The organism is Halobellus inordinatus (assembly GCF_024464655.1).
GTDB lineage: Archaea > Halobacteriota > Halobacteria > Halobacteriales > Haloferacaceae > Haloquadratum > Haloquadratum inordinatus.
In genome coordinates this window covers 57,936-84,388 of record NZ_JANHAV010000006.1, presented here as the reverse complement: position 1 = coordinate 84,388, position 26,453 = coordinate 57,936, and the positions used below count along the sequence as shown (strand labels likewise).

General features: G+C 64.9%; 24 protein-coding genes. 16 read left to right on the top strand and 8 right to left on the bottom strand.

From position 1 onward, the window contains the following. The first annotated feature begins 141 nt into the window (after window positions 1-141). The 4 genes from NO347_RS11910 to NO347_RS11895 are packed head-to-tail and all read left to right on the top strand — an operon-like array spanning window position 142 to window position 4,655. On the top strand, window positions 142-759 hold the full coding sequence (locus NO347_RS11910; RefSeq protein ID WP_256289798.1) for a nitrous oxide reductase accessory protein NosL: 618 nt from the start codon (window positions 142-144) through the stop codon (window positions 757-759). Beyond that, window positions 759-2,873: a NosD domain-containing protein gene (locus tag NO347_RS11905; RefSeq protein ID WP_256289797.1), complete on the top strand. Its 2,115-nt coding sequence runs from the start codon at window positions 759-761 to the stop codon at window positions 2,871-2,873. The genes NO347_RS11910 and NO347_RS11905 overlap by 1 nt, the downstream gene beginning before the upstream one ends. Further along, window positions 2,870-3,652 carry an ABC transporter ATP-binding protein gene (locus NO347_RS11900; protein ID WP_256289796.1) on the top strand — a complete coding sequence of 261 codons (783 nt, stop codon included), beginning with the start codon at window positions 2,870-2,872 and terminating at the stop codon, window positions 3,650-3,652. The genes NO347_RS11905 and NO347_RS11900 overlap by 4 nt, the downstream gene beginning before the upstream one ends. Then, window positions 3,645-4,655: an ABC transporter permease gene (locus NO347_RS11895; RefSeq protein WP_256289795.1), complete on the top strand. Its 1,011-nt coding sequence runs from the start codon at window positions 3,645-3,647 to the stop codon at window positions 4,653-4,655. Before NO347_RS11900 ends, NO347_RS11895 begins: the two co-directional genes overlap by 8 nt. A gap of 78 nt (window positions 4,656-4,733) precedes the next feature. Here NO347_RS11895 and NO347_RS11890 read toward each other — a convergent pair whose 3' ends face one another. Continuing rightward, window positions 4,734-5,372, bottom strand: coding sequence for an FAD-dependent oxidoreductase (locus tag NO347_RS11890; RefSeq protein WP_256289794.1), 639 nt, complete (start codon window positions 5,370-5,372; stop codon window positions 4,734-4,736). 379 nt (window positions 5,373-5,751) lie between these two features. On the opposite strand from NO347_RS11890, the gene NO347_RS11885 reads away from it, so the two are divergent. Together NO347_RS11885 and NO347_RS11880 are read left to right on the top strand one after the other, a co-directional pair. Beyond that, on the top strand, window positions 5,752-7,506 hold the full coding sequence (locus NO347_RS11885) for a 2-oxoacid:acceptor oxidoreductase subunit alpha (RefSeq protein WP_256289793.1): 1,755 nt from the start codon (window positions 5,752-5,754) through the stop codon (window positions 7,504-7,506). Continuing rightward, window positions 7,503-8,366, top strand: coding sequence for a 2-oxoacid:ferredoxin oxidoreductase subunit beta (locus NO347_RS11880; protein WP_256289792.1), 864 nt, complete (start codon window positions 7,503-7,505; stop codon window positions 8,364-8,366). The genes NO347_RS11885 and NO347_RS11880 overlap by 4 nt, the downstream gene beginning before the upstream one ends. 59 nt (window positions 8,367-8,425) lie before the next feature. On the opposite strand, the gene NO347_RS11875 is transcribed toward NO347_RS11880, so the two are convergent. Beyond that, the gene (locus tag NO347_RS11875; protein WP_256289791.1) at window positions 8,426-10,555 is read right to left on the bottom strand and encodes a HAMP domain-containing methyl-accepting chemotaxis protein; all 2,130 of its coding nucleotides are present in this window, start codon (window positions 10,553-10,555) and stop codon (window positions 8,426-8,428) included. A 594-nt stretch (window positions 10,556-11,149) separates the two neighbouring features. Between NO347_RS11875 and NO347_RS11870 the strand changes: the two genes are divergently transcribed. The 3 genes from NO347_RS11870 to NO347_RS11860 all read left to right on the top strand — a co-directional run bounded on the left by NO347_RS11870 (window position 11,150) and on the right by NO347_RS11860 (window position 13,601). Further along, entirely contained in the window at window positions 11,150-12,385 is a 1,236-nt protein-coding gene (locus tag NO347_RS11870) for a digeranylgeranylglycerophospholipid reductase (protein WP_256289790.1), read from the top strand. Between the two features lie 52 nt (window positions 12,386-12,437). Next, a complete protein-coding gene (locus NO347_RS11865; RefSeq protein WP_425492386.1) occupies window positions 12,438-13,262 on the top strand; it encodes an aldo/keto reductase in 825 nt (274 codons plus the stop codon). A 144-nt stretch (window positions 13,263-13,406) separates the two neighbouring features. Further along, window positions 13,407-13,601 carry a DUF7333 family protein gene (locus NO347_RS11860; RefSeq protein ID WP_121570629.1) on the top strand — a complete coding sequence of 65 codons (195 nt, stop codon included), beginning with the start codon at window positions 13,407-13,409 and terminating at the stop codon, window positions 13,599-13,601. Between the two features lie 229 nt (window positions 13,602-13,830). On the opposite strand, the gene NO347_RS11855 is transcribed toward NO347_RS11860, so the two are convergent. Beyond that, the gene (locus NO347_RS11855) at window positions 13,831-14,220 is read right to left on the bottom strand and encodes a DUF2237 family protein (protein ID WP_256289789.1); all 390 of its coding nucleotides are present in this window, start codon (window positions 14,218-14,220) and stop codon (window positions 13,831-13,833) included. Window positions 14,221-14,268: 48 nt separating this feature from the next. Then, window positions 14,269-15,375 (bottom strand): DUF373 family protein, encoded by a 1,107-nt coding sequence (locus tag NO347_RS11850; protein WP_256289788.1) that lies wholly within the window; start codon window positions 15,373-15,375, stop codon window positions 14,269-14,271. A gap of 164 nt (window positions 15,376-15,539) precedes the next feature. Between NO347_RS11850 and NO347_RS11845 the strand changes: the two genes are divergently transcribed. Further along, entirely contained in the window at window positions 15,540-16,289 is a 750-nt protein-coding gene (locus NO347_RS11845) for an SDR family oxidoreductase (RefSeq protein WP_425492385.1), read from the top strand. A gap of 319 nt (window positions 16,290-16,608) precedes the next feature. On the opposite strand, the gene NO347_RS11840 is transcribed toward NO347_RS11845, so the two are convergent. After that, window positions 16,609-17,532, bottom strand: coding sequence for a coiled-coil protein (locus NO347_RS11840; RefSeq protein WP_121570625.1), 924 nt, complete (start codon window positions 17,530-17,532; stop codon window positions 16,609-16,611). A 330-nt stretch (window positions 17,533-17,862) separates the two neighbouring features. On the opposite strand from NO347_RS11840, the gene NO347_RS11835 reads away from it, so the two are divergent. Together NO347_RS11835 and NO347_RS11830 are read left to right on the top strand one after the other, a co-directional pair. Beyond that, window positions 17,863-18,309, top strand: a complete 447-nt coding sequence (locus tag NO347_RS11835) for a DUF371 domain-containing protein (RefSeq protein ID WP_256289787.1) — start codon at window positions 17,863-17,865, stop codon at window positions 18,307-18,309. A gap of 83 nt (window positions 18,310-18,392) precedes the next feature. Beyond that, window positions 18,393-19,199, top strand: coding sequence for an endonuclease III domain-containing protein (locus NO347_RS11830; RefSeq protein ID WP_256289786.1), 807 nt, complete (start codon window positions 18,393-18,395; stop codon window positions 19,197-19,199). A 51-nt stretch (window positions 19,200-19,250) separates the two neighbouring features. Here NO347_RS11830 and NO347_RS11825 read toward each other — a convergent pair whose 3' ends face one another. From NO347_RS11825 to NO347_RS11815, 3 genes are all read right to left on the bottom strand, one after another. After that, entirely contained in the window at window positions 19,251-19,751 is a 501-nt protein-coding gene (locus tag NO347_RS11825; protein WP_256289785.1) for a DUF7332 family protein, read from the bottom strand. Between the two features lie 115 nt (window positions 19,752-19,866). Then, window positions 19,867-20,253: a methylglyoxal synthase gene (locus NO347_RS11820; protein ID WP_256289784.1), complete on the bottom strand. Its 387-nt coding sequence runs from the start codon at window positions 20,251-20,253 to the stop codon at window positions 19,867-19,869. A 71-nt stretch (window positions 20,254-20,324) separates the two neighbouring features. After that, window positions 20,325-22,244 (bottom strand): beta-CASP ribonuclease aCPSF1, encoded by a 1,920-nt coding sequence (locus NO347_RS11815; RefSeq protein ID WP_256289783.1) that lies wholly within the window; start codon window positions 22,242-22,244, stop codon window positions 20,325-20,327. A gap of 264 nt (window positions 22,245-22,508) precedes the next feature. Here NO347_RS11815 and NO347_RS11810 point away from each other — a divergent pair, with 264 nt between their 5' ends. The 4 genes from NO347_RS11810 (at window position 22,509) to NO347_RS11795 (ending at window position 26,410) form a co-directional block, all read left to right on the top strand. Then, on the top strand, window positions 22,509-23,000 hold the full coding sequence (locus tag NO347_RS11810) for a DUF7984 family protein (protein WP_256289782.1): 492 nt from the start codon (window positions 22,509-22,511) through the stop codon (window positions 22,998-23,000). Between the two features lie 172 nt (window positions 23,001-23,172). Then, window positions 23,173-24,639: a proline--tRNA ligase gene (proS, locus tag NO347_RS11805; protein ID WP_256289781.1), complete on the top strand. Its 1,467-nt coding sequence runs from the start codon at window positions 23,173-23,175 to the stop codon at window positions 24,637-24,639. 131 nt (window positions 24,640-24,770) lie between these two features. After that, window positions 24,771-25,586: a diadenylate cyclase gene (gene dacZ / locus NO347_RS11800; RefSeq protein WP_256289780.1), complete on the top strand. Its 816-nt coding sequence runs from the start codon at window positions 24,771-24,773 to the stop codon at window positions 25,584-25,586. After that, window positions 25,586-26,410, top strand: a complete 825-nt coding sequence (locus NO347_RS11795) for a mechanosensitive ion channel domain-containing protein (protein ID WP_256289779.1) — start codon at window positions 25,586-25,588, stop codon at window positions 26,408-26,410. Before dacZ ends, NO347_RS11795 begins: the two co-directional genes overlap by 1 nt. The last annotated feature ends 43 nt before the right edge of the window (window positions 26,411-26,453 follow it).

Genomic DNA, 26,453 nt, shown 5'->3' with positions numbered 1-26,453 from the left:
TAAATCTGTGCGACCCGATCCGCGAGGCGCCGAAACCGAACTACTGCGGCGATGTTTCTCGGACAGTAGCCACTTCCTATCTGCTCTCAAAAGCCTGGAATCGCCCAGAGTCTTTTATCACGCGGTCGCGTAGCTTGGTCTATGTGTGAGGAGCAACCCTCGGGAGTCGACGAGCAGGCCGACGCGACGTCGGTCGGGCGCCGCCGCCTCCTGCTCGCGAGTGCGGGGGCCGCGACCGTCTCGTTGACCGGCTGTCTCGGTGGCGGCGGTGGCGGGAACACAGAGCCGCCGGCTGCGGTCACGATCCCCGAGACTGCGACCTGTGAGGTCTGTGGGATGGTGATCCGCCAACATCCGGGGCCGTCTGCCGAGATCTTCTACAAGGACCAACAGCCGAACGGGCACGAGAATCCAGCCCGTTTCGACAGTACCTGGGAGGCCTACCAGTACGAGTTCGAGAAGGACGACAGCGGCTGGGAGGACGTCGCGTTCTACGTCACCGACTACTCGTCGGTGGACTACGAGACCTACGAGGACGGCGGCGACATCCTCATCACGCGACATTTCGAGGCGTCGACGTTCGTCTCGGCGACCGACGTGACCTACGTCGTCGACTCCGAGGTGAAAGGAACGATGGGCCGTGACCTGATCGCCTTCTCGAACCGGGAGGACGCCGAGTCGTTCCAGTCCGAGCACGGCGGGTCGCTCACGACCCACGACGGAGTCACCCCCGAAGTCGTCGCCGGCCTCGGAATGTGATGGCGATCCTGTCGTCGACGGGGACGAAGTGGGTGACGGCCGCCGTGACCCTCACTCTCGTCCTCGCGAGTCTCTCGTTCGCCCTGACGCCGGCGAGCGGCGAAACGCTCCGCCCGGTCGACTTCGACGACACCGTGAGTATGGGCGGGACGGGCGTCGACACACGCCGCGCTGAGGCGGAGGGGTTCGCTCTCCCGCGAGCGCAGGTGTTCTACTCGGGCTACCGCTACGTCGTCGGCTACGTCGGCGTCGAGACCGTCGTCAGCGAACTCGGCGACGCGAGCGCCCAGCGGCAGTTCGGAGATCCGCTCGCGGTCTACGTCTCGGACTTCTCGGACATCACACCCAATCTGACCGAGGAGGGGTACGTCGTTCCCGAGCGCGGCCGCGCCGTGGGCTGGACGCCCGCCGAATCTGCGTACTTCGTCGTCGGGAGCGAGGCGGCGATCCCGTCCGGATCGGTGATACTGCCGTTCTCCGAGCGCAGCGACGCCGAGCAGTTCGCCGAGCAGTACGGCGGCGACGTCGTCGACTGGGCGGCCCTCCAATCCCGCGTCGGCGACCCGCTGCCGTCCCGGCTCGATCGGTTCGAGGCGTCGATCGACGCCCGACACGAGTGGGCGAACGAGACCGTCACAGAGACCGCCGAGCGCCGCGACCGACCGCGGAGCGTCGTCGTCGACGCGGATAGCTCCGCCACGGACGGCTCTGCGATAGACGCCTCGGCCACAGGCGACGTCGCTACCGCAGCGACGATCGCCGACGCCATCGCCGCTGCACCGCCGAACACGACCGTCTACCTCCCGCCGGGAACGTACGATGTCGACGACGTGGTCGTGAACAAGTCCATCACGCTCGCGGGCGCGGGACCCGAGACGGTCATCAACGGTGACGGAAACCGCAGCGTCGTCTTTCTGAAGGGCGACGGCTCGGCCGTCCGCGACCTGCGCGTCACCGGCGTCGGCGACGTCGGGAGCCGCGGCCGCGACTTCCGGAACGGCTCGGTCGACTGGGATACGACAGTGCAGTTGGCGTACGGCTACGGCGACGCGGCGATCGTCCTCGACGGGGCAGCCGGCGCCTCGGTCGCGAACGTCGAAATCGACACCTCCGCGAGCGGTGTCATCGTCCGGGAGAGCCCCGACTCCGCGCTGACGAACCTGACGGTTCGCGGCGCTGCGACGGCCCGCGAGGGCTTTATGGGCGTCGTGCTCATCGGCGCGCGGAGCGTCGTCCAGGACTCGGTGTTTATCGACGGCCGTGACGGCGTCTACACCCACCGCGCGGACGGGAGCGTCGTCCGGGACAACCGCGCCGATCCCGGTCGCTACGGCGTCCACGAGATGTACACCTCCGAGTCGCTGGTGGCGAACAACACGGTCCGGAACGCGCAGGCCGGCGTCATCGTGATGACTCGCCCGACGGACAACATCATCGTGGGCAACGACGTCCGTCAGAGCACGTACGGCATCGTCCCTGCCGGCGGCGACTCCTACTACGCGCGAAACGTCGTCGTCGACAACGAGCGCGGGCTCCAGGTCGCCGGCGACCGCAACACGTTCGCCGAGAACGTGGTCATCGGCAACGAGATCGGCGTGCGCGCGAGCGACATCCTCCCGTCGAACTGGGTGCTCAGAAACGACTTCGTCGACAACGAACAGACGGTGGAGTCCACCATCGGACCGCTCCGTACCTGGTCACACAGCGGGGTGGGCAACCACTGGGGCGCACTGCCGATCCCCGACGGGAACGACGACGGTATCTACGACCGGCCGTACCGCCCGTCCGGGTCGGTCGACTCCCGGATCGGGACGGTCTCGGGCGCGACCGCGTTGGCGCAGTCGCCCGCGGTCGCGACGCTCCGTCGCGTCCAGGACGCCGTCTCGGGGCTCCGACAGTCCGGCGTCGTCGACACGCACGCCCGGACGGAGCCGTTCCATCCCGAAGTGATCGCCGCCGCGCGGGCGGTCGACACCGAGGGGTTCCTCGCGGAGGAACGTTCGACGAACGACAGCGCGACTACCGACGAGACGATGATGACGAGACCAGTCGACGAACGGCGGATCGAAGTGGAATCGAATCGAGACGTGACAGCCCAGGAGGCGACAGCGTGAGCGACGACAGACCCGCGGCGCTCCGGTCGACGGGCGTCGAGCAGTCGTTCGGCGACGTCGACGTCCTCTCGGGCGTCTCGCTGACGGTCGAGCGCGGCGAGGTCGTCGCCCTCGTCGGCCCGAACGGCTCCGGGAAGTCGACGCTCCTGCAGATTCTCGCCGGCGTCAGTCCGCCCACCGACGGCTCGGTCACGGTGCCGCGCCGCGCCGGCGGCGCACGCAGCGTCGGCTATCTCCCACAGCAGCCCGCGTTCCGCGAGGGATTCAGCGCGCGCGACACGCTCGAATTCTACGCGGAACTCCTCGACGGCGTCGACGGCGAGGACGTCGCGGCGACGCTCGACCGGATCGGCCTCGGAGACGTCGCGGATCGCGCGGTCGGATCGCTCTCGGGGGGAATGACTCGATTACTCGGGCTCGGACAGGCCGTGCTCGGTGATCCCGCGGTGTTGATCCTCGACGAACCCGGGAGCGGCCTCGACCCCGCGATGGTCGAGCGACTGTTCGAGGTCGTCGGCGAACTCGCCGCAGAGGGCACCGCCGTCGTCGTGGCGTCGCACGAACTCCCGGCGGTCGAGGCCCACGCCGAAACTGTCTACATTCTCGACGACGGCGGCTTCGTCGCGAGTGGGTCGCCGACGGAACTCCTCGAGGAGACCGACGCGGCGTCGCTCTCGGAGGCGTTCCTCCGGATCGTCCGCGCGCAGGCGGGCGAATCGACCGTTAGAGCAGGTATCGACGAAGGACAGAGCGCACAGGAGGTGTCGGGCGGTGAGTGAGCCGGACGCCGACGAGAGCGCCGACGCGCGGTCGGCGGACGGGTCGACGGCCGCGGGCAACGGGCAGGTCGACGCGTCTGCGAGCGAGGCCGCAGTGGAGGACGAACAGACCGAGGCGACGACCGGCGAGGGCGACGAAGCGAGCGCGGCGGCCGAACGGGGCGAGTTCGCTCGTCTCCGAACGAACCTCTTCGTCGTCGCGACGCGCGAACTCCGGACAATCGCCCGGACGCCGGCGCTGCTCGCGCTCTCGGCGGCGTTCACGCTGAGCGTCGTCGGCGTCGCGTGGGCCGGAACGGGCGGTGGCGGCGGGTTCGTCCCCCTGACGCTCGACCTGCTGACGTTCGTCGAGGTGCTCGTCCCGCTGCTCGCAGTCGCGTTCGGCTACCGATCGATCCTCGGAGACCGCCAGACCGGCGAGTTGGACGTCCTCCGGACGTACGACGTGCGCCGGGTCTCCTACGTCGGCGGGGTCTATCTGGGGCGCGCGCTCGCGCTCGTCGGCGTCGTGGTCGCAACCCTGTTCGTCGTGGGGCTGTTCGTCCCGTTCCTCACGGCGGACATCCCGACGTTCCTGGCGATCAACGCCGCGGCCGACTCGGGCGTCCGCTACGTTCGGTTCGTCGTCCTCGCGGCCGTCTTCACGCTCGTCGTGCTCGCCGCGACGATCGCGATCTCGGCCGCGGCGCGAACCGTCCGGACGGCGTTCGCACTCGCCGCCGCGCTGGCGCTGGCGCTCGTTCTCGGCATCGACACCGCGCTGGTTGCCGGCCTCGCGAGCGGCGTGCTTCCCGAAAGCGGTCTCACGGCACTCCTGGCGCTGAGCCCGAACAGCGCGTTCCGCGGGCTAGTTCTCTCGACGGCGGTCGGTGTCGTCGGCGGCGCGGAAGTGAACGCGGGCGACCCGCTTTTGAACACTGTCGGTCTGCTCGTGTGGCTGGTCGGCAGTCTCGCGGTCGCCGTCTGGCGGGTCTGGCCCGCCGTCGAAGAAATCGAATCCTGATACTGTCGGACAGACCGATGTGAAGATGCTCGGCTCCCCCCGGTGCCGCACTGCTTCACGGACGTCTGTTCGACAGTATCAGCCGAAGTTTTCGACTTTCGCGTCGTCGGGGTCGACGCCGGCGACGTCGAGCGCCGCCGTGGCGTCCTCGACGAACGCCGCGAAGCCGTAGACGAACACCTGCTCGTCGTCGGCGCCGGTCACTGCGGCGGCGACCTCCTCGTCGACCGCGCCGTCGACGACGACGACAGACGCGCCCGCCTCCCGGAGCGCGTCGAGGCGGCTCTCGTGCGCGGGCGTGTCTGTCTGGTATACGATCGCGGCCTCGTTGCCGTCGTCGACGGCGGCCTCGGCGATGCCGACCGCGGGGCCGACGCCCGGTCCCCCCGCGAGAACGACGACGCGTGCCTCCCCTTCGTAGTAGCTCTGTCCGAACGGCCCGGAGATATCGAGCTCGTCTCCCGCTTCGAGGTCGAGCAGGAACTGGCTGAACGGGCCGGCCTCCTCGGGATCGACGCCGACGGTGACCTCGAAGGTGTCGTCGACGCCCGGCGAGGAGAGCGTATAGAAGCGCGCGTACTCCTCGCCCTCGACAGTGGCGGCGAGTTTGATGAACTGTCCAGGCTCGGCGTCGAATCCGTCCGGTGACTCCAACTCGAGTGCAACCGTCTGCGGTCCGACGTCTCTGACGGCGCCGACGGCGACTGTCGCGTCCATACGCTCACGTTTTTCGTCCGGTGAGAAGGACTTTGCCTTCCGGCGTCGGTAGAGCACACCCCGATTGATACTGTCGGACAGAACTGTGTGAAGCGTCTCGGCACCCCGTGGGTGCCAACATCATTCACGAACTTCTGTCCGATAGTATGAAAGCTCCAGAACTCCCGATCGGTCGGTCCCGCCCCTTCCCCGTCACGCGTTCGAAATTGCTTGTGGACGAACGGTCAGTTACTCGCGCAATATTTGCAACTCGCTTCTCAGTATGTTCGATATTCGGAGTATACTCGTTTGTTCGTTAACTTTCTGGGCTAGCAAATCGCCCCTTTTTTCAATGCTTTTCAGAAGGCTTTTCTTAGATCCAAGGGAACCTCTTAGCCACATGCCTGCGGACTTCAACTGGGCCATCGGCGGCGAAGCCGGCGATGGCATCGACTCGACGGGGAAAATCTTCGCCCAGGCACTTTCCCGGGCCGGGCGACACGTATTCACGTCGAAGGACTTCGCGTCCCGGATCCGTGGCGGCTACACGGCGTACAAGGTGCGGACCGCCGTGGACCCCGTGCAAAGTGTCGTCGACCGCCTCGACGTGCTCATCGCACTGACCCCGCGCACGATCGAGGAAAACCTCGACGAACTCCACGAGGGTTCGGTCATCATTTACGACGGCGACCGAACGACGATGGAGAATGTCGAGATCCCCGAGGGGATGGTCGGACTGGACGTCCCCCTCAAGCGACTGGCCGAGGAGGCCGGCGGTGCCATTATGCGCAACGTCGTCGCCCTCGGTGCAGCGTGTGAGGTGTCGGACTTCCCGATCGAGAACCTCGACAGCGCCTTAGAGAAACGGTTCGGCTCGAAGGGTCAGGCCCTCGTCGACAACAACAAAGAGGCGGCCCGGAAGGGTCGCGACTACGTCGCCGAGGAGTACGACCACGAGTTCGACTACGAACTCGAAACGACCGACGCCGATTACGTCCTGCTCAACGGCGACGAAGCCATCGGAATGGGTGCGATCGCCGCGGGCTGTAAGTTCTACGCCGGCTACCCGATCACGCCTGCGACGGACGTGATGGAGTATCTCACGGGCCGAATCGAGCAGTTCGGTGGCCACGTGGTGCAGGCCGAAGACGAACTCTCGGCGATCAACATCGCACTCGGTGCGGCCCGAGCGGGCGCGCGCTCGATGACGGCGACGTCGGGTCCCGGGATCGACCTGATGGCCGAGACGTTCGGCCTCGTCGCCACGAGCGAGACGCCGCTCGTCATCGTCGACGTGATGCGCTCGGGTCCCTCGACCGGGATGCCGACCAAGCAGGAACAGGGCGACCTGAATATGATGCTGTACGGCGGCCACGGCGAGATTCCGCGGTTCGTCCTCGGCCCGACGTCGATCTCGGAGTGCTTCTGGAAGACCGTCGAGGCGTTCAACCTCGCCGAAAAGTACCAGACGCCGGTCTACATCGCCGCGGACCTCGCGATGGCTGTGACCGAGCAGACGTTCCCGCCGGAAGCGTTCGATATGGACGAGGTCGAAATCGAGCGCGGCAAGGTCGTCGACGAGGAGACGATCGACGAGTGGCAAAACGAGAAGGGGCAGTTCCAGCCGCACGCGATCACCGACGACGGCGTCTCGCCGCGCGCGTTCCCCGGCACAGCCGAGGGTGCGCATATGTCGACGGGCCTCGAACACGACGAGCTCGGGCGACGGACCGAAGACACCGAGATGCGCGTCGAGCAGGTCGACAAGCGCAACCGGAAGGTCGAGACCGCGCGCGAGGAAGAAGACTGGACGCCGCGTGAGTTCGGCAACCCGGACTCGGAGAACCTCGTCATCTCGTGGGGCTCGAACGAGGGCGCGATGACCGAAGCAATCGACTTCCTCGAAGAGGAGGACGTCGACGTGCGGTTCCTCTCGGTCCCGTATCTGTTCCCGCGACCGGACCTCACCGACGAAGTCGAGTCGGCGGAGAACGTCGTCGTCGTCGAGTGTAACGCCACCGGCCAGTTCGCGGACATCGTCGAGCACGACACGCTCTCGCGGGTCGACCGCGTGAACAAGTACGACGGCGTGCGATTCAAGGCCGACGAACTCGCAGCAGAGATCAAAGCGGCCCTACAGGAGGCAGACCAATGAGCTCGGACGTTCGATTCACGGACTTCAAATCAGACAAGCAACCGACGTGGTGTCCCGGCTGCGGCGACTTCGGGACGATGAACGGGATGATGAAGGCGCTCGCGAACACGGGCAACGATCCCGACAACACCTTCGTCGTCGCCGGGATCGGCTGCTCCGGCAAGATCGGGACGTATATGCACTCGTACGCGCTCCACGGCGTGCACGGGCGCGCGCTCCCGGTCGGCACAGGTGTCAAACTCGCCAACCCCGATCTCGAAGTGATGGTCGCCGGCGGCGACGGCGACGGCTACTCCATCGGCGCGGGTCACTTCGTCCACGCCGTCCGACGCAACGTCGATATGACGTACGTCGTGATGGACAACCGCATCTACGGTCTCACCAAGGGCCAGGCCTCGCCGACCTCGCGCGAGGACTTCGAGACGTCGACGACGCCGGAAGGCCCCCAGCAGCCCCCGGTCAACCCGCTCGCGCTCGCGCTCGCTGCGGGCGCGACGTTCATCGCGCAGTCGTTCTCGACTGACGCCCAGCGGCACGCCGAGATCGTCCAGGAGGCCATCGAGCACGACGGCTTCGGCTTCGTCAACGTCTTCAGCCCCTGCGTGACGTTCAACGACGTCGACACCTACGATTACTTCCGCGACAGCCTCGTCGACGTCGCCGAAGAGGGCCACGACCGCACGGATTACGACGCTGCCAAAGAGAAGATCCTCGAGGCCGACAAGGAGTACCAAGGCGTCATCTGGCAGGACGAATCGTCCGTGCCGTACGACCAGAAGCACGGTCTCGACGAGAACATGTCCGAGATCGACGACGGTGCGCCCGAGGGCGCGATGGACCTCGTTCGCGAGTTCTACTGAACGGAACGCGCTACCGCGTCTGATTTTTTCGACGGCACTTACTCGTGGATGGTGGGTCGCTACTGGGAGAAGCCAGCCGTGTGGTCGCCACCATCGGTCTGCGCTGCTGCGGCCGCACCGCCCGTGCCGGTTGGTGCCGGGACCGTTCCGGCGTCCGTTTCCGACGCGACTGACTGGTCGATGTCCGCGGTGTCACCGATCTCGAACTCCGAGACTTGGTCGTGGAGGGACTCCGCGAGTTGGGTCAGGTGTTGGATGTTGTCCGTTGCCTCCGACAGCGAGGCGGCCTGTTCTTCGGTTGCCGCCGAGACGTTGCTCGCCTCCGCGGCCGTTTCTTCGCTCACGCTCGACACCTCGTCGGCCATTGCGACGACCTCCTCCGAGGAGGCGGCCTGGTCGTCGGTAGCAGTACTGATCTCTCTGATTCCGCCCTCCGCTTGCTGGACCGCGGCCGCGATTTCGTCGAACATCTCGATGGCGTCCTCGATGGTGTCGGCGCCGCGTTGGACCTGTTGATCCATCGCCTCCATCTCGTCTGTCGTCTCGGCGGTCATCGCTTGAACGTCCGAGATGCTGGCTTCGATTTCGTTCGTCGCCTGCGCTGCTTCCTGCGCTAAGCCTTTGATCTCCTCGGCGACGACGGCGAAACCGTCGCCCGCCTCACCGGCCCGGGCGGCCTCGATCGAGGCGTTCAGTGCGAGCAGGTTCGTCTGCTCTGCGATGTCGGTGATCAGTTCGGTGATCTCACCGATCTCTTCCATCTCGTCGTCGAGCGCGTCGACGCGAGCGGCTGCCTGGTCTGCGTGCTCTTCGATCGACGTGATCTCCTCTGTCGCCGCTGCGGCGTACTCTTGGCCCTCCTGGCTCCGCTCGACGGCGGTCGAAGCCGTCGCGGCAACCTCCTCGGCGGAGGAGGCGATCTCCTCGACCGTCGCGGACATATCGTTCATCTCGGCGGAGACCTCCCGGAGGCTCTCGCTTTGGTTCTCGGCGCCCTCCGAGATCTCCTCGACGGAGCCGGCAACTTCCTCGCTCGCCTGTTTGATCTCTTCGGCGCTACTGGAAACCTCCTCGCTCGATGCTGCCACCTGAGTGGCTATCTGTTGAATGCTACCAACGTTCGCGCGGAGTTGGCTGACTCCTTCGTCGAGATTCGAGAGGACAGTACCGTACGCACCGGGACGGTCCGTGTCGATCTCCTGATCGAGGTCACCATCGCTGAGGGCGTCGCTGACGTCTCTGATTTCCTTGAAACTCCCAGTGAGTTGGTCGGTCCCATCGTCGATTCGCATCAGAATATCGCCGTAGACCCCGGGATAGGACGTGTCGATGTCCTGCCCTAAGTCGCCTTGTTGGAGGTTTTGACTGACGGAGTCGAGTTCGTCGACGGTGCCGCGGAGATTCTCCTGGAGCGTCTGAAACGCGTCGACCATCCGACCGAGTTCGTCGTTCTCGGGATGGTCCTCGATATCGGCGTCGAGGTCGCCTTCACTGGCCGCGATGGCGGCTTCGGAGAGTTGCGAGACGGGCCGTTTGATCCGTCGGGCAACGAACACCCCGATTGCGATGGCCAAGACGAACGCGGCGACGGTGAGTCCGAGGATCTGGAGCTGTGTTCGCTGCGTGACCTGATCAGCCGCAGCGACCTGCGCTGTCAGATCTTCCTGTGCCGAGGCTTCGATGGTGTGCGCGTGCTCTTCCATCTGCGTTCGAAGCGCTTCCATCTCGGTCGCTCTGTCGGCAGCAACGTCGGCGTTTCCGGCGGCTCGCGCAGCGAAGAACTCCTCTCCGAGTTGGGTATACGTCTCGTGTTTCGATCGGAGTTCGCTGAACTGTTCCTGTTGGCTCGCGCTCAGGTGTGTGTCCTCTAACCGAGCGGCGGCCTCCGAGAAGCGTTGATTCGCCTGCTGGAACGATTCGCGTGCGCCCGATTCCTCGAGCTGTGCGGACTGGACTGCGGCGCGCTGCTGTTCGACCGCGATGATGAGCTGCGCGGCGGCGTCCATCTTCTCCCCGTCCTCGGCGATCACGTGTGCCTCCTCGTCGACCGTCCCCACCGCTCCGTAGCCGACGAAACCCGTGACTCCGACGAGCGCTGCCACGAGCACGAACGCGAGGATGAGCTTCGGACCGACGTCGAGTCGGTCGATCGTCAACCGATCGAAGAGACGGCGAAGTGAAGTTATCATTCGTTGTGGTCAGCTGTTTCCGTGTGACCAAGAGGCTAGGCCCGCAATTATCACTGCGCGAAAATCCGAGAAGAACTACAAATAACTCTATTGGCCACCTATCATTTATCTGCCACTACTGGTGGTGCGCAAACGAACGAGAGAGGAACAGGACACCGGTGCCGTTCATTCGTAAGAGGCCCGGAGCAAGAGGCAACTATGCCGGTCGAAGCCTACGACATCGTCGTCGGTGGGGAACCGCGGGATCGTTCACTGCGGGGACGGGGACGTCAGAGGTCCTCGACGCCGACCCGTCTTCGGCGTCACCGGATGCAGTCTCTCGGCTACCAATTGCTTTCGATCAGGGCGGAGACGCGAGCGACGCCATACGCATTCTGTTGCTTTCGACTACGGGATTCCGCCGTCTCGTGGGAAACAAGACTGTTCCGGCGCGTTTTTTACTTACGCGCCGATGTGAGGTAGTAATGACTGCGGACGCCGTACTAACCGATCGAAGGCGCGAACGAACGGGACAGCACTTCCAGCGCGGTGTCCGCACGACCACTGCAACAGTACACCAGTATCTGCAGCCGACGTACACTACGGAACTACGCTATGTCTGAGAACTACGACGTCGTCATCGCCGGCGCGGGGCCGGCCGGAGCACAGTGCGCGCGAGACCTCGCACAGCGCGGGTACGACGTACTCGTGCTAGAGGCAGAACCCGAAGACCAGTTCCCCAGGCAGTCGAACAAGTCGACAGCGGGAACCTTTGCGTCGATGACGGGCGCGTTCGGGATTCCCGACGACGTCGTGATGAACTACACCGACGAGGTCGTCCTCGAATCCCCCAGCGAGCACTTCGTTCAGAACCAACCCGGTGCCGTGCTCGAGTTCGCCGAGTTCAAGCGGTGGCTTGTCGCCGAGGGGCGCAAACACGGCGCCGAGTATCGCTTCGGTGCACGCGTGAACAACCCCATCGTGGAGGACGGATCCGTCGTCGGGGTGCAGTACGCCGGCGACGAGACGGTGTACGGTGATATCGTCGTGGACGCCACGGGGCCAGCAGCGCCGCTCGCGAAGAAACTCGACGTCTGCGATCTCAAGCGGAAGCATCAGGCGATCGGCATCGAGTGGGAGATGGAGGGCGTCGCTATCGACCACCCCGAGTTCGCGGATCTCACCGACGCGATGATGCTGCGCCTCGACCACGAGTACGCACCCGGCGGCTACTCGTGGATATTCCACACGGGCGGCGATACGGCGAAAGTCGGCCTGTGTTACATCCAAAACGAGAGCTACCAGGAGTACGGCGATACGTCGAAGAGCATCGACGACCACCTCCACCACTGGTTGGAGACCGACCCCCGCTTCGCCGACGCCCAGCGCCTCACGGACAAACAACAGCACCGCGGGAGTGCACACATCCAGATGCCGGACGACCTCAGCACGGACGGATTCATGGCTATCGGCGATACCGTTCCGACCATCGATCCGCTGTGGGGCGAAGGAATCCACAAGTGTATGGAATCTGCGCGGGCCGCTGCCATCACTGCGGACCGCTGCCTGATGGGTTCGAAGACGGACACGTCTGCGGACGCGATGTCTATCTACGATTCCCTCTGGCACGCCCGCGTCGCACCGGATATGCGGACGCGGTTGACGATGACCCAACTGCTGTATCTCGCCCCGAACGAACGGTACGATCGCCTGATGAACGACCTGAACGCGATGGACGTAGACACGCTCGGCGATGCAAACGACGGCAGTATTCGCAGCCTCTCGAAACTCATCCACCTCGACGATCTGCCGTTGCTCGCACGGTTCGCGAAACAGCGACTCACCGAGTGACCTCGTCGTCCGATATCCAAACATCTAATCGGCCGAGCGACCTTCATCGGATATGAGTCATCACCAAGAGCAACGCGTACCGCTCGCGAACGGAATGCCGATGCTCGGACTCGGCACGTGGCAGAACGACGACCCCGAGAAGTGCGAGAACGCGGTCAGGACGGCGCTGGAAGCGGGTTACCGTCACATCGACACCGCACAGGCGTACCGCAACGAGGAGAGCGTCGGGCGCGGGATCGCCGCAGCCGACGTCCCCCGCGAGGACGTCTTCCTCGCGACGAAGGTGTGGATCGACAACCTCGCGTACGACGACGTCCTCGCCACGGCCGAAGAGAGTCTCGATCGGCTCGGCGTCGACTACGTCGACCTCCTGTACGTCCACTGGCCGTCCCGCGAGTACGACTCCGAAGGCACGCTTCGGGCCTTCGACGAGCTCGTCGACGACGGGAAAGTCGAACGTATCGGCGTCAGCAACTTCGAGCCCGAACACATCGACGAGGCGATCGAGCGAACCGACGCGCCGATCTTCGCGAACCAGGTCGAACTGCACCCGCTGTTGCCCCAGGAGGAACTCCGCGAGCACTGCGCAGAGCGCGACGTCGAAGTCGTGGCGTACTCGCCGCTCGCCCGCGGAGAGGTCTTCAACGTACCCGAACTGACCGAAATCGCCGAGAAACACGACGCCAGCGAGGCGCAGGTGTCGCTCGCGTGGCTCCGCGAGAAGGGCGTCACAGCCATCCCGAAAGCGACGAGCGAGGCACACATCCTCGACAACTGGGAGTCACTCGGTCTCGCTCTCGACGACGAGGACGTCGCGAAGATCGACGCGATCGAGCGGACGGACCGCCGTATCGACCCCGACTTCGCGCCCTGGTGAACCGACACGCGGTCTAAGACTGCGTCACGCGGCTCGCTGTCGGTGCCGACGTTCAGCGTCGTCGACAGTTCGACGCCACGTTCGTTCTCGGTGGACGCGAACGGCAGCAACCCATTTGTCGCACGGGTGCTAACGCCCATCCGTATGGAATTCAACCTGACCACGACGGCCGGCGTTCTTCTGGCGCTGATCGTCGCCGGGACGGCAGTTCTCAGCGCCGCGGGCGTGATGGCCACGAGCACGGTGTTGATGATGGTGACGCCCGCGATGCTCGTTTTCGGAATCATCTGCGTCGCGATCGGCGTCAAACACGGCGAGTACCGCGCCCGCGCGTCCTAATTCGGCGTCCGACGGCCCTCGGAGAACGATTCGCCCGCCGGAGAGCGGGCCGAAGCGTACAGCGCGGCGGGCGGGACGGCAGTGACGCGACGACCCGATTCCGCGACTGCACTCCCGCGACCACACGGTTTTCGTCTTACAGTAGCATTTGCAAGCCTTCGCTCACCCGATCGCCCGACAGCGTGTGATCGGGTGCGGAATCAGTGGCAACCCCGACGATAGATGCGTCTCACGTCTCGTACGCGTGGGCTTCGAGCGTCTCCAGTTCGACGGAATCTAACACGGCCTCGTTCGTCGCTTCGAGAACGACGGGCGGTACGGTCGTCTCCGGGAGGCGCTCGGTCCGCGTGGCTTCGAGCGCTTCGAGCCACCGGCCGAGACAGAGACACCAGCGGTCGCCCGGTTCGAGCCCGGGGAACTGGAACTCGGGCCGCGGCGTCACGAGATCGTTGCCCTGCTCTTTGCTGAACCTCAGAAATTCGTCTGTCATCACCGCACAGAGTTCGTGTCGTCCCCGGTCGTCGGGATGCGTTCCACAGCAGCCGTCGCGCTCGAATCCGGTCGTCGGATCGGCGCTACAGGTGGCGAGTTCGCCGCCGCGGACGTTCCGTTCGGACATATCGACAGATTGGATCGTGTGAATAAAAGCTCCCGCCTGGTGCGAAACTCACTGCGCCACGTCGTCGAATCCCTCGCCGCTCATACTCGCCGCGACCCGGACGCCGACGATGCTGATGACGATCCCGGCGACGATGAATCCCGCGAGCCGTTGCTGTGGCGTCACGACGTACCCGAGAATCTGTGGGTCCGCGAGGACGGCCTCGCGCTGGAGGAACCAGCCGGCGAAGCCGCGGACGACCAAGCCGAGCGCGACGACCCCGAACGGGAGGTTCAGGTAGGGGGTGCTGACGGCGTCGGCCCCGATGAGTTCGTCGAGCAACCGTCCGGCGCTCGCGGTGAGCGCCGCGAGCGCGAGCCACGGGACGGCGCTGTAGGTGAACTGCATCGTCCGGAGGACGATCGACTCGGGACCGAACTGCGGAGTCACCGAGAGCGCACCGAGGAAGATGCCGACGAGCCCCAACCCGAGACTGACCGCGTAGGTGACGACCGACACCCGGCCGGAGTACAACGCGGCGCGCACCCGCTCTGGGATCTCCGCGAGGTACTCGTCGATCGCGAGCCCCTTGTACAGCAGGACCGCGCCCAGAAGCGCCGCGAGGCCCGCGAGGGCGACCGTCGGCGCGAACTGCGTCAGCAGGATCGGCATAAACAGAAGCGTCGCGCCGAGCGGCACGAGAACGGTCGTTCTGAGCTCTTCGTCGGCCAGGAACTGCTTGAGCAGATAGTACGTCGACTCGATGTCGTGGGCCTGCCGGACGACGACGCGGTCGACCGAGTCGATGCGGACCCGACTCTCGACGACGGGCACGACCCGCTCGTCGTTCGCGGAATCGAGGACGACGACCGCCGACTCCGGGTCGTACTCCTCGACGAGGGCGTCGACCTGAGCCGATAGGGATCGGTCCGCCCCGACCAGCGAGTCTCCGCCGCCGGAGACGACCGCCACGACCGCCTCCTCGCGCTCGTCGCCGAGGTCGCGAGCGACGCGAAGCGCTTCCAACAGGCAGTTGACGCTCGAATCCTCCGGATCGGCCAGTCCGACGTCGGTGACGAGGGACTGGACGGACTCCCATCCGACAATCGGGAGTTCCAGCCCCGCCGTTCGGCCGATGTCGTTGGACCGGTCGACACAAAGGACGAGCGTGGTCACGGTCGTGAGAAGGTATCACTCAGTTAAATTACTCCCGGTCAGCCGAGCAGAAGTGAACGTGCGTGGGGCACGAGCGGAGCGTTTGCACGTCGTCGCCGCGCGAACGGCGTTCGGCGACCGCCCACGTCACCCTTTTTCAGGGGTGGGTGCGTCTGTCTGTGCTGGTGAGACAACAGATGGGCGAGAACGTCACGCTGGTGACTGGTGCTAGTTCCGGGATCGGACGGGCGACGGCGAGTGCGCTCGCCGAGAACGGACACAGCGTCGCGCTGGCGTCCCGATCGGAAGACGAACTGCAGCGTATCGTCGACGACATCGAGACCGAGACTGAAGCGGAGGCGATCGCGATCCCGACCGACGTGACCGAGGAGTCACAGGTAGAGGCGATGATACAGGCGGTCGTCGACGAGTTCGGTCGCCTCGACGCGGTCGTGAGCAACGCCGGCCTCGCGTTGAGTGGGGACGTCGAGTCGATGCCGACTGACCACTACAAAACGATGATGGGTGTGAACTGCGATGGGATGTTCTACACCGCGCGCGCAGCGATCCCCCACCTGCGAGAGAGCAGCGGCACCATCGTGTTCACGGGGAGCATCGCCGGGAAATACCCGCGCGGAACGTCGCCCGTGTACGCGGCCTCGAAGTGGTGGACGCGGGGGTTCGCCCTATCGCTCTCCGCACAGATCGGCGACGAGGACATCGGTGTGACGGTGATCAATCCATCCGAGGTTCGCACCAACTTCAACAGCCAAGAGGGGACCGCCTTCGAGGACGCGTTCGAGGAAGGGGAGGTCACGGAACCAGAGGACGTCGCGGACGCGGTGATCTATGCGCTGAGCCAGTCGAATCGGAACACCGTGGCCGAACTGGATCTGTACAGAAAAGACAAACTCGAAGATATGGAGCTGAGCTGAACGCCTCGGGACACAGAGCGACGGCAGGTCGTCTCATAGGGATTATCGTAACTGTTCGGAGATTCTCGCCGTCCCGTCCGGCGAGACATCTCTGGAGACTTACGATAACCCCTATAAGAGCGTGTCGGCTCCGCTCATACTGTCGGACAGCAGTTCGTGAAGTCGGTTGGCACCCACAGGGTGGCGATACGCTTCACATCGTTCTGTCCGACAGTATCAGGATACGTCGCGCTCACGGGGTCCGTCGAAAAGGTGAAAACGAAAACCGCGGCATAGATCGAAGAATTCCGAACCGGTCGGGTCCGGGAGTCGCCGGCGTTTAGAGCAGCCCCGTCTTCTGGAGCTTCATCAGGTCCTCGGTGTCGAGGGTCTCGCCTTCCTTGAACTTCTGGTAGATCTCCTCGGCTTCTTCCTTGGCGGCCTCGCGCTCCTCGGCACGCTCGTCCTCGCGCTCCTGCTCTTCCTGCTTGTCGAGCTCGCGGAGGCGCTTTTGGACGCGGACGAAGTCCTCGTGGTGCTTGTCGGCGGACTCCTGGGCTTCGACGAACAGCTCGTGCATCGCGTCGGCCTCGTCACGGATGTCGTCGGCCTCGCGGTAGGCCTCGATCATCTGGTTGTGATGTTCCTGGGCCTTGTCGGCGAGCTCTGTCACCTTCTGGTGGTGCTGGGAGGCTTCCGAGCGGACCTCTTCGGCCTCTTCGATGAGCTCTTCGAGTTCGCCGCTGTCCTCGACCTTCTCCTTCTTCTGGCGGAGCTCCTCGCGCTTGTCCTCGATCTTCTCGATGAGTTCGCGCTCGTCTTCGGTCGAGAGCACCTCGGTCTGCTGGCGGAATTCGAGCTGCTCGATCTCGTCTTCGAGCTCCTCGATGTCCTTGCCGTCGTCGAGCTCGAGGTCCTCTTTCATCTGCTCGACCTTGTCGAACAGCTCGTTGGCCTTCGCGTTGAGCTCGTTGCGGCTTTCTTTGTGCTCTTGGACCTGCTCGTTGAGCTCGTCGCGCTTCTCGCGGTGTTCCTGAGCCTCGTCGACCTTCTCACGCGTCTTCGCGTTCAGGTCGTCGCGCTTGGATGCGCGCTCGGAGGCCATCTGGTTGAGCTCGTTTCGTCGGTCTCGGAGCTGGCCAGCGACCTTGATGAGCTGACCTTTCGAGCCGTTTTCGAGCTTGTCGTCTGTAAGCTCGATGTTGTCCGAATCTTTGAGTTCCTGTACGTCGTAGTCCTGAAGAACGTCTTGCTGCGTCACCATGCGTAATCAAACCTCGATACCATCACCGCTCCGGACCGTGGCGGCCGCTCTTCGAGCGCTGCCGACCGTGGATAAGAATTCCCGATCATTCTGCGTGCTGTGCCGCCGGAACGCCGGAGGCGTTCTGGTATCCACTTCTTGTCGTCTACTACATATAAATCTGCCGGTGGTCGCGACGGCTGAAAACGCCTGTCACACCCCGTCTGTGCGCCGTGTGAGTCGTTCCCAGTACCCAGTATGAGTATATAAATCAAAGTGGTACTGTGTCACACAGTGCGTGGCGAGTCGCCGACCGAGCGAGACTTACGGAGGGGTCGCCGAAGGCCGCGTATGCGAGAGCGAGAAGTCGTCCACGCACGCGGACACGAGAACGTGACAGCCGAGCACAGCAGTACGTTCGAGGTGACCAGCGACGACTGGCTCACTCCCGCCGGCGACTGCATCCTCGCCGTCGAGGCGGACCGCGTCCCGGCCGACTTCGACGGCGCTTTCGTCGAGGCCTGCCGCGATCCCGAGGCAACGATTATGGCCACACTCACGGTGACGACCGACGAGGGCGACACCTACACGGAAACTGTGGAGGGACGCGGGCACCCGGACCTCGTCTTCGAGAACGAGCGGAGTCACGTCGGGCGCACGAGCGACTACGTCGACGACCGGACGATTCTCGTCGGCGCCGACGCCGCCGCCGCAGACTTAGATCGAGAACTCGTCGACGCGCTCGCGGCGGGGGCAGACGTCCGATTCGAACTCGTCGTCGAACGCGATCAGGACTGACGTCGCTGTACCGAGTCGTCGTGGACGGTTCCCGACGGGGGATCGGCCGACGACTTTTTTCGCGCGCCGCCGAACCTCGGAGTATGCCCGAGGAACCGCAGGAGAACATCAGCGGCGGCGCAGACGGGAGCGCGGCAGCGGTGTTCGAGACCGGCGAGGCCGGCACGCGCGCGGAGGCAGTCGTCGACGAACTCGGTCGGCGCTACTGGCAGAAGACCTACGGGGGAAAGGACGCCTTCGAGTCGCTCGTCCGGACGATTCTCTCACAGAACACGAGCGACGTCGCGAGCCAACCCGCCCACGACGCGCTGATGGAACGCTACGGGAGCGACGACAGCGACCTCGCGGCCGCGCTCGCCAAGGCAGAACAATCCCAGCTCGCCGAGACCATCTCCTCGGCCGGGCTGTACAATCAAAAGTCGGAGATGATCATCGGCGCGGCAGAGCGAATCTGCGCGGAGTACGGTGGCGCGGGCGGCTTCGACGCGTTCGTCCGGGAGGAACGGCCGAGCGACGTGCGCGAGTCACTGTTGGACATCCACGGCGTCGGTCCGAAGACCGCCGACTGCGTGCTCCTGTTCGCGGGCGGGCGCGACGGCGTTTTCCCCGTCGACACTCACGTCCACCGAATCGCGCGGCGGATGGGGCTGGCCCCGGCCGACGCCGACCACGAAACCGTCAGGGAACGTCTCGAGGCCGACGTGCCGCCCGAAAAGTGCGGCTTCGGACACACCGCGATGATCCAGTTCGGCCGCGAGTACTGCAGCGCGCGCAAGCCAGCCTGTCTGGACGGTCCCGAGGCGTGTCCGCTGTACGATCTCTGTGACCGGGTCGGCGTCGACGAAGTCGCCGAGTCGGTCGTCGATCCCGCAGCCGCCGGCGGCGAATAGTGGAGACGGGGACGGAGACTGAAACGGAGATCCGAGCAGTCCGTGGTCGGTTCAGCAGTCGCGCGTATCGACGCCCGAAACCGGGCCGTCGCTCGGTTCGTACGTGGAATCGTCGATCGAATCAGAGAACATCGGCAGCGAGAAACGGTAGTCGAAGAGGATCACGAACGAGTCCCAGACGCCGCTCGCCGAGACAGTCTCCGGATCGCCCTCGAAGACGACGCCGGTTCGGAGTTCGATAATCTCCGAGCCGACCGCGACGCCCTCGGCCGCCAGTCCGAGCGCGCTCGGCGGCGCGGGATTCGTGAACAGCGACGTGTGGACAGTCACGTTGATGTGCGGGTTGCCGTCGCCGATCGTCAGGTCGTGACCGCCATCCGGGAAGCAGCGGCGCTCGTTCGTGTCGGTACCGCCCGCAGTGGAACCATCGCCGCCGCTCGATTGTGCTGCGACAGGTGCCGCCGCGACCAGGAGTGAACCGACGACGAGGAACGTCGCAAAGAGTGCAAACGACCGGACAGAGAACGGGTCGGGCGTTCGGGAAAGAGGCATAGCGAACGCTTGATCGCTCTCGGGATTAAGTCTCGGGGCGCAGTTCTCAGCGTTGAGATTCTACAGTTGAGTGACAGCCGCGGACCGGACCCCGAAAATCGGGAGGGCAGGTCGCCTACGACGACTCGCCGTCCAGGCCGCGGACGAGTTCGTCGAGGACGGCGTCAGCGCTCGCGAGGTTCGTCGCCAGTGGGATCTCGTGCACGTCGCAGATCCGCAAGAGTGCGGTGATGTCTGGCTCGTGTGGCTGTGCGGTCAGTGGATCACGAAGGAAGACGACACCGTCGCAGTTCTCGTCGGCGATCTCCGCGCCGATCTGCATATCGCCGCCGAGCGGCCCGGACTGCTTCCGCTCGATGTCGAGCCCCGTCGCCTCTCGGAGGCGTTTGCCCGTGGTGCCCGTGGCGATCAGGTCGAACCGTTCGAGGTCGTCGAGCCGGCTTCGAGCGAAGGAGATGATGTCTGGCTTCTTCTCGTCGTGAGCGATCAGCGCGAGGCGCATACGACCGTTCCGCGGGCAGGTGATAATAAGATTCGCACGGGGTCGAATCGACGCGAAAAGCGCTGTGGGGCCTACAGGAATCGGAACGTTTCGAGGTTCTTCGGCGCGAACGTCCGCAGGTGGTAGTCGTGGTACAGTCCCGACGAGAGGTCCTGGACGGAGCGCTCGTCGCCGTGGACACAGAGGATCTTCTCGGGACGGGGGTTCATCGTCTTCACGAAGTTTTCGAGGCCCTGTCGGTCGGCGTGCCCAGAGAAGCCGTCGACCGTCTCGACGTCCATTTCCAGTTTCAGCGTCTCCGAGCGCCCGACGCGGTCCCCGCCGATCGGAATCTCGTCCCAGCCGTTCTGGATACGGCGGCCGAGCGTCCCTTGCGCCTGGTAGCCGACGAAGACGAGGCGGGAGTCCGGGTCGGGGCCGATGTGCTCGAGCCAGGACATAATCGGGCCGCCGGTGACCATCCCCGACGTAGAGAGGATGATCGCCTGATCGCCGTCGGCGACGTCCTGGCGCTCGTCGTCGCCGCCGTCGATGTGGTTGAACTCGTCGGCGAGGAAGGGGTTCTCGTCCTCGTGGAAGATCCGGTCCCGGAGGTCGTCGCGGAGGTACTCGGGGTAAGTCGTGTGGATCGCGGTCGCCTCCCAGATCATCCCGTCGAGGTGGACGGGCATACTCGGGATCTTGCCGGTCCGCATCGCCTCTTCGAGGACGAGCATCAACTCCTGAGAGCGCCCGACGGCGAACGCCGGGATGACGACCTTGCCGCCGCGGTCGTACGTCTCGTTGATGACGTCGAGCAGTTCGCGTTCGGAATCTTCCTGGTCGGTCTGGTAGTCGTCGCGGCCGCCGTAGGTCGACTCCAGCACGAGCGTCTCCACGCGCGGGAAGTCGTTGACGGCGCCGTTGAACAGGCGGGTGTCCTCGTAGTGGATGTCGCCGGAGAACGCGACGTTGTAGAGGCCGTCGCCGATGTGGAAGTGAGAGACCGCAGAGCCGAGGATGTGTCCGGCGTTGTGGAACGTGAGTTTCACGTCCGGTGCGATGTCGGTGACGTCGCCGTACTCGATCGGGATGGTGTGCTTGATCGCCTCGCGGACCATCTCGGACTCGTAGGGCGGCGTTCGGCCCTCCTTGGCGGCGACGTCGAGGTAGTCCAGTTGGAGCAGACCCATCAGATCCCGAGTCGGCTCGGTCGTGTAGATCGGCCCGTCGTAGCCGTACTTATACAGGAGCGGGACGAGCGCCGAGTGGTCGAGGTGGGCGTGCGTCAGCACGACCGCGTCGAGCGAGTTCGCGCCCGCACCGAGCGCCTCGGGCACCTGCAGATACGGGACGTCGTCGGAGCCGGGCTTGTCACCGCAGTCGATGAGGATGCGCGTCTCGGCCGTCGAGAGAATGAACGAGGCGCGGCCGACCTCGCGGCAGCAACCGAGCGTCGTGATGCGGACCCACTGTTCGTCTGCGAGCTCCTCGCGGTGGATCTGTCGGCCGACGCGTTCGAGGATCTGCCGGCGGTCGTCGCGCTCCTGTTTGAGGAAGTTGCGGACGTTCGACACCGTCGAGGACTCGATCGGCGGCGTCCGAACGACCTCGGGGGTCCAGCCGACCTCCTGGGTGATTTCGCGCAGCGTCGCGCCGTGGCGGCCGATGACCATCCCGGGCTTTTCGGCTTCGATGACGACCTCCCCGGTGTCCTCGTGGAAGTCGAGGTCGGTGACGCCGGCTTCCTCGGGGATCACCTCGAGGATCCGGTCGCGAGCCTGATCGGGCGGCGAGAGCGCCGCCGGATCGGGGCGAACGGTGATGCGCTTGCGGAGTTTGCCGGCGAGGTCACGGACGAGGTCACCGTTCTGGGCGAACCGCTTCGGATCGCGCGTGTAGATGACAAGCTCCGGACCCTCGTAGGTGACGTCCGACACCGAGATGTCGGCCGGCAGTTCCGCTGTGATCTCTGCTTTCAACTCCTCGAGTTGCGTATCTACTGAACTCATAACTGAGAGCGTTCCGTCGGGATCGTCACGGACGGACGATTGATCGGGGTACCCTTCTCCTGAAGCGGAACCGGCAGTGCGAACACTCCGTCGATGCGGGGATGCGACGATGTCGCGTGAGAGAGCATAGGACGACGTTGTGAACGGCAATCTCTGCGGTTCTAGCTGCGAAGAGGCAGGGAGAACCCGCTTAATCCAGAATACTTCGGCCGGCGTATAAAAGCCTTCGCAAAGTCGAAACCCTGAGGGGTCTTCGTGGCGGGTATGGACGTTACTCCCGACCGCGTCGCGACCGAAGCCGCGTGGGTCCTAGACAGAAGCGACGAGGTGGTGCCGATCATCAACGAGACGCGGCAGCGACTCGCCAACGAGTTCGACGTGACCGTCGACACAGTTGAGACGGAACGGTACCGCGAGGAGGTCAAACGCGTCTTCGCCGACGGCGACGTCGCCGTCAACGTCGCCGCCTACGTCGGCCTCCTCCGCGAGTTGGACGTCGCGGGCGACTACCCAGGCTTCGTCGTCGACGAGGTGCTCGGCCGTGAACTCGCCGCGACGATTGCCGGCGGCGCGCCACTGTCACTGCTCGCGCAGGCGACGTTCCACTACGCGGACGTGCTGACGCACTCGGACGGTGGAGCCGGTATCGACGACCTCGACGCGGCGCTCGCCGCGGGGTTCCAGACGCGACTCCCGGGGTGGGGCTGGCAGGAGACCGAGAGCCCCTTCGCGGTCGACCCCGACCGGTTCGAATGAGGGTGCCCGCCCGTCGGCACGTGGCGTGTCTGCGCGTCGGGTGTCGGCGCTGGGCGTCCCGGAGTGAGCCGTGCGACGTTTCCCGCGTCTTCGGCGCCCGCCGAACCCCGATAACGTAGTCCCAGCCGTCCTATCAGGGGATTTAAGACCGCCCTGAGGCTCGAGATACGTAATGAGCGACGACCAGGAACTCGGCATCACCGAGTCGAAAGAATACAACACCGGCGAGTGGTACGCCGAAGTCGTCCAGAAGGCCGGCCTCGCGAACTACGCGCCCGAGGGGATGAGCGGATTCATCGTCACGCGCCCCCGCGCGTACGAACTCTGGGAGCGCATCCAGGGCCACCTCGACGGCCTGTTCAAAGACACCGGCGTCCAGAACGCCTACTTCCCGCTTTTCATCCCCGAGAGCTACCTCGAACGGGAGAAAGACATCGTCGAAGGCTTCGACCCCGAGGTCGCGTGGGTCGAGCGCGCTGGTAACCAGGAACTCGAAGAGCCGCTCGCGGTCCGCCCGACCTCCGAGTCGATCATCACGCCCTACATCTCCCAGTGGGTCCGCAGCCACCGCGACCTGCCGCTGCGTGTGAATCAGTGGGCGTCGGTCGTTCGCTGGGAAGCGACGGAGACGAAGCCGTTCTTCCGGACGAAAGAGTTCCTCTGGCAGGAGGGTCACACCGCGCACGCCACCCGCGAGGACGCCTGGGCGGAGACGACGCGCCGCCTCGATCAGTACGAGGAGACCTACGAGGATCTGCTCGCGATGCCCGTCCTCCGCGGCGCGAAGCCCGAACACGACAAGTTCCCCGGCGCGGACACGACGACGACGGTCGAAGCGCTGATGCCGGACGGCAAGTCCGTCCAGGGAGCGACCTCCCACTACCTCGGCACCTCGTTTGCGGAGGCGTTCGACATCACCTACACCGACGAGGACGAGGAGACCCAGATCGCGCACACGACCTCGTGGGGGCTCTCCTGGCGGGCGCTCGGCGCGCTCATTATGACGCACTCGGACGATCAGGGGCTCGTTCTACCGCCCGCGATCGCGCCCGAGCAGATCGTCATCGTTCCGATCTGGCAGGCCGACACGAAGGAGGACGTCCTCGAATACGCCGAAGATATCGCCGCGGATCTCGAAGCCGCCGGCATCCGCGTCGAACTCGACGACCGCGACGAGCGCAACCCCGGCTTCAAGTTCAACGAGTGGGAGCTGAAAGGCGTCCCCGTCCGGATGGAGATCGGCCCCAACGAGGCCGACGACGGGACGGTCACGCTGGTCCACCGGCCCGACGGCGAGTCGACCGAAGAAGACAGAGACGACATCGTCGAAACTGTCGAATCCCACTTCGACGAGGTGTACGCGAAACTGTACGCCGCCGCCGAGGAGAACCTCGAAGAGAACGTCCGCGAGGCCACAGACCGCGCGGAGATCCTGGGCACGCTCGGCCAGCACGGCGGCTACGTCAAGGCGCCGTGGTGCGGCGATGAGGAGTGTGAAGCCGAGATCAAAGAGCCGATCGCCGCCGAGATCGTGATGGTTCCGCTCGACGATCCTGACGCGGAGATCCACCACGACGAAGACTGCGCCATCTGCGGCGACGACGCCGTCGAGACCGCGTACTTCGCGAAGTCGTACTGACGCGTACGCGACTTCGCCCGGATCTGTCAGTCATTTTTTATTACTCGTCCTCCGTCTGTCGTCCGTCTGACGGCTATCACCTTCGAGAACGTCCCACAACGCTTTACAGCGCCCGGAGAATAGCGGTAGCAATGTCGGCGTTATCGGACATCCTGGGCGATCTCGTGTCGGACGTCGAGAGCGTGTTTCTCTTCTCGCCGAGCAGTTCCCACTACGAGCGGTTCGCAGACGCCGATATCGACGAGGAACTGGTCGTCATCGCGCCCGAGAACGCCGTCGAGGCCGAGACGTACGTCGAACTGCCGCTGGAGTTCGACAACGTCAGCGATCGGATCAGATTCGGCGTCGAGGGCGCGCTCGAACAGGAACTCGTCGAGGAGGGCGACGTCGTCGCGTGCAGCGTCCGGATCTTCGACGGCGACGCCGACGGTCTCGTTCGGGTCCGCATCGACGAGTCGATGCGTTCTGGCATTTACGACCTGTTCGCGAACTCGCGGGCGGATCCGAGCGTCATCCGCGACGTCTTCGAGGTCGCGATCGAGCTCGGCAAGAAGGGACAGAAGGGCAAGCCGGTCGGCGCGCTGTTCGTCGTCGGCGACGCCGGCAAGGTGATGAACAAGTCCCGCCCGCTCAGCTACAACCCCTTCGAGAAGTCACACGTCCACGTCGGCGACCCCATCGTGAACGTGATGCTCAAGGAGTTCTCCCGCCTGGACGGCGCGTTCGTCATCTCGGATTCGGGGAAGATCGTCAGCGCGTATCGCTACCTCGAACCGGCGGCCGAAGGGGTCGACATCCCGAAAGGGCTCGGTGCGCGCCATATGGCCGGCGCGGCGATCACCCGCGACACGAACGCGACGGCCATCGTGCTGTCTGAGTCCGACGGCCTCGTCCGGGCGTTCAAGGGCGGGCAGATCATCCTGGAGATCGATCCGGAGGAGTACTGATGACGGGGGAGGGCCTACTGTCGACACACACTGTGTTACAGTTCGACCCTGGGCAGTTCCTCGACATCTTCGACGCGGTCCCGCGTGTGGTCTGGGCAGTGTTGCTCGTCGTCGTGGTCGGGCTGATCGCCGCCGCCGTGCTCGGCACGCTGACGACGCGTGCGCTCGTGCGGTTCGGTGTTCCCGAGGCGATCGAGGGCACAGCCTTCGAGCGGACGGCGCGTGAGTTCGACACCTCTACTGTCGAAGTACTCGGCACGCTCGTCCGATTTTTCGTCCTCGGCATCACATTCCTGGCGGTGCTTTCGGTTGGCAACATCACTGTCGCAGCCAGTTTCTGGAGTCACACAGTACAGTTCCTCCCGCAACTCTTCTTCGCGGTCATCATCCTCATCGTCGGCGTCGTCGTCGGCGACAAGGTCCAACTCGTCGTCGGCGAGCGACTCACCGGAATCAAACTCCCACAGATCGGCGTCTTCCCCCGCCTCGCGAAGTTCTCCGTGTTCTACGTGGCCGTCCTGATCGCGCTGTCGCAACTCGGCGTCGCCACGCTCGCGCTCGTCGTACTCTTGGCCGCGTACCTCTTCGCGCTCGTACTACTCGGCGGCATCGCGCTCTCGGATCTGCTCAAATCCGGGGCCGCGGGGTCGTATCTCCTGTTGAATCAACCGTACGCGATCGGCGACGAGGTCCAGATCGGCGACGCGCGCGGCATCGTCCAGGAAGTGAATCTGTTCGTCACACACGTCGAGAACGACGGCGAGGAGTTCATCGTGCCCAACAGCACGGTGTTCGAGAAGGGCGTCGTTCGCATTCGGGAGTAGCTCCGCCGTCTGTTAGGGCGCTTCCGTCGTCTGTGCTGCGCTC

Coding starts and splice junctions, on each gene's coding strand:
- NO347_RS11910 (WP_256289798.1), top strand. CDS start 142: ATGTGTGAGGAGCAACCCTCGGGAGTCGACGAGCAGGCCGACGCGACG.
- NO347_RS11905 (WP_256289797.1), top strand. CDS start 759: ATGGCGATCCTGTCGTCGACGGGGACGAAGTGGGTGACGGCCGCCGTG.
- proS (WP_256289781.1), top strand. CDS start 23,173: ATGAGCGACGACCAGGAACTCGGCATCACCGAGTCGAAAGAATACAAC.
- NO347_RS11855 (WP_256289789.1), bottom strand. CDS start 14,220: ATGTCCGAACGGAACGTCCGCGGCGGCGAACTCGCCACCTGTAGCGCC.
- NO347_RS11890 (WP_256289794.1), bottom strand. CDS start 5,372: ATGGACGCGACAGTCGCCGTCGGCGCCGTCAGAGACGTCGGACCGCAG.
- NO347_RS11875 (WP_256289791.1), bottom strand. CDS start 10,555: ATGATAACTTCACTTCGCCGTCTCTTCGATCGGTTGACGATCGACCGA.
- NO347_RS11860 (WP_121570629.1), top strand. CDS start 13,407: ATGGAATTCAACCTGACCACGACGGCCGGCGTTCTTCTGGCGCTGATC.
- NO347_RS11870 (WP_256289790.1), top strand. CDS start 11,150: ATGTCTGAGAACTACGACGTCGTCATCGCCGGCGCGGGGCCGGCCGGA.
- dacZ (WP_256289780.1), top strand. CDS start 24,771: ATGTCGGCGTTATCGGACATCCTGGGCGATCTCGTGTCGGACGTCGAG.
- NO347_RS11830 (WP_256289786.1), top strand. CDS start 18,393: ATGCCCGAGGAACCGCAGGAGAACATCAGCGGCGGCGCAGACGGGAGC.
- NO347_RS11840 (WP_121570625.1), bottom strand. CDS start 17,532: ATGGTGACGCAGCAAGACGTTCTTCAGGACTACGACGTACAGGAACTC.
- NO347_RS11865 (WP_425492386.1), top strand. CDS start 12,438: ATGAGTCATCACCAAGAGCAACGCGTACCGCTCGCGAACGGAATGCCG.
- NO347_RS11795 (WP_256289779.1), top strand. CDS start 25,586: ATGACGGGGGAGGGCCTACTGTCGACACACACTGTGTTACAGTTCGAC.
- NO347_RS11810 (WP_256289782.1), top strand. CDS start 22,509: ATGGACGTTACTCCCGACCGCGTCGCGACCGAAGCCGCGTGGGTCCTA.
- NO347_RS11885 (WP_256289793.1), top strand. CDS start 5,752: ATGCCTGCGGACTTCAACTGGGCCATCGGCGGCGAAGCCGGCGATGGC.
- NO347_RS11815 (WP_256289783.1), bottom strand. CDS start 22,244: ATGAGTTCAGTAGATACGCAACTCGAGGAGTTGAAAGCAGAGATCACA.
- NO347_RS11820 (WP_256289784.1), bottom strand. CDS start 20,253: ATGCGCCTCGCGCTGATCGCTCACGACGAGAAGAAGCCAGACATCATC.
- NO347_RS11835 (WP_256289787.1), top strand. CDS start 17,863: ATGCGAGAGCGAGAAGTCGTCCACGCACGCGGACACGAGAACGTGACA.
- NO347_RS11825 (WP_256289785.1), bottom strand. CDS start 19,751: ATGCCTCTTTCCCGAACGCCCGACCCGTTCTCTGTCCGGTCGTTTGCA.
- NO347_RS11880 (WP_256289792.1), top strand. CDS start 7,503: ATGAGCTCGGACGTTCGATTCACGGACTTCAAATCAGACAAGCAACCG.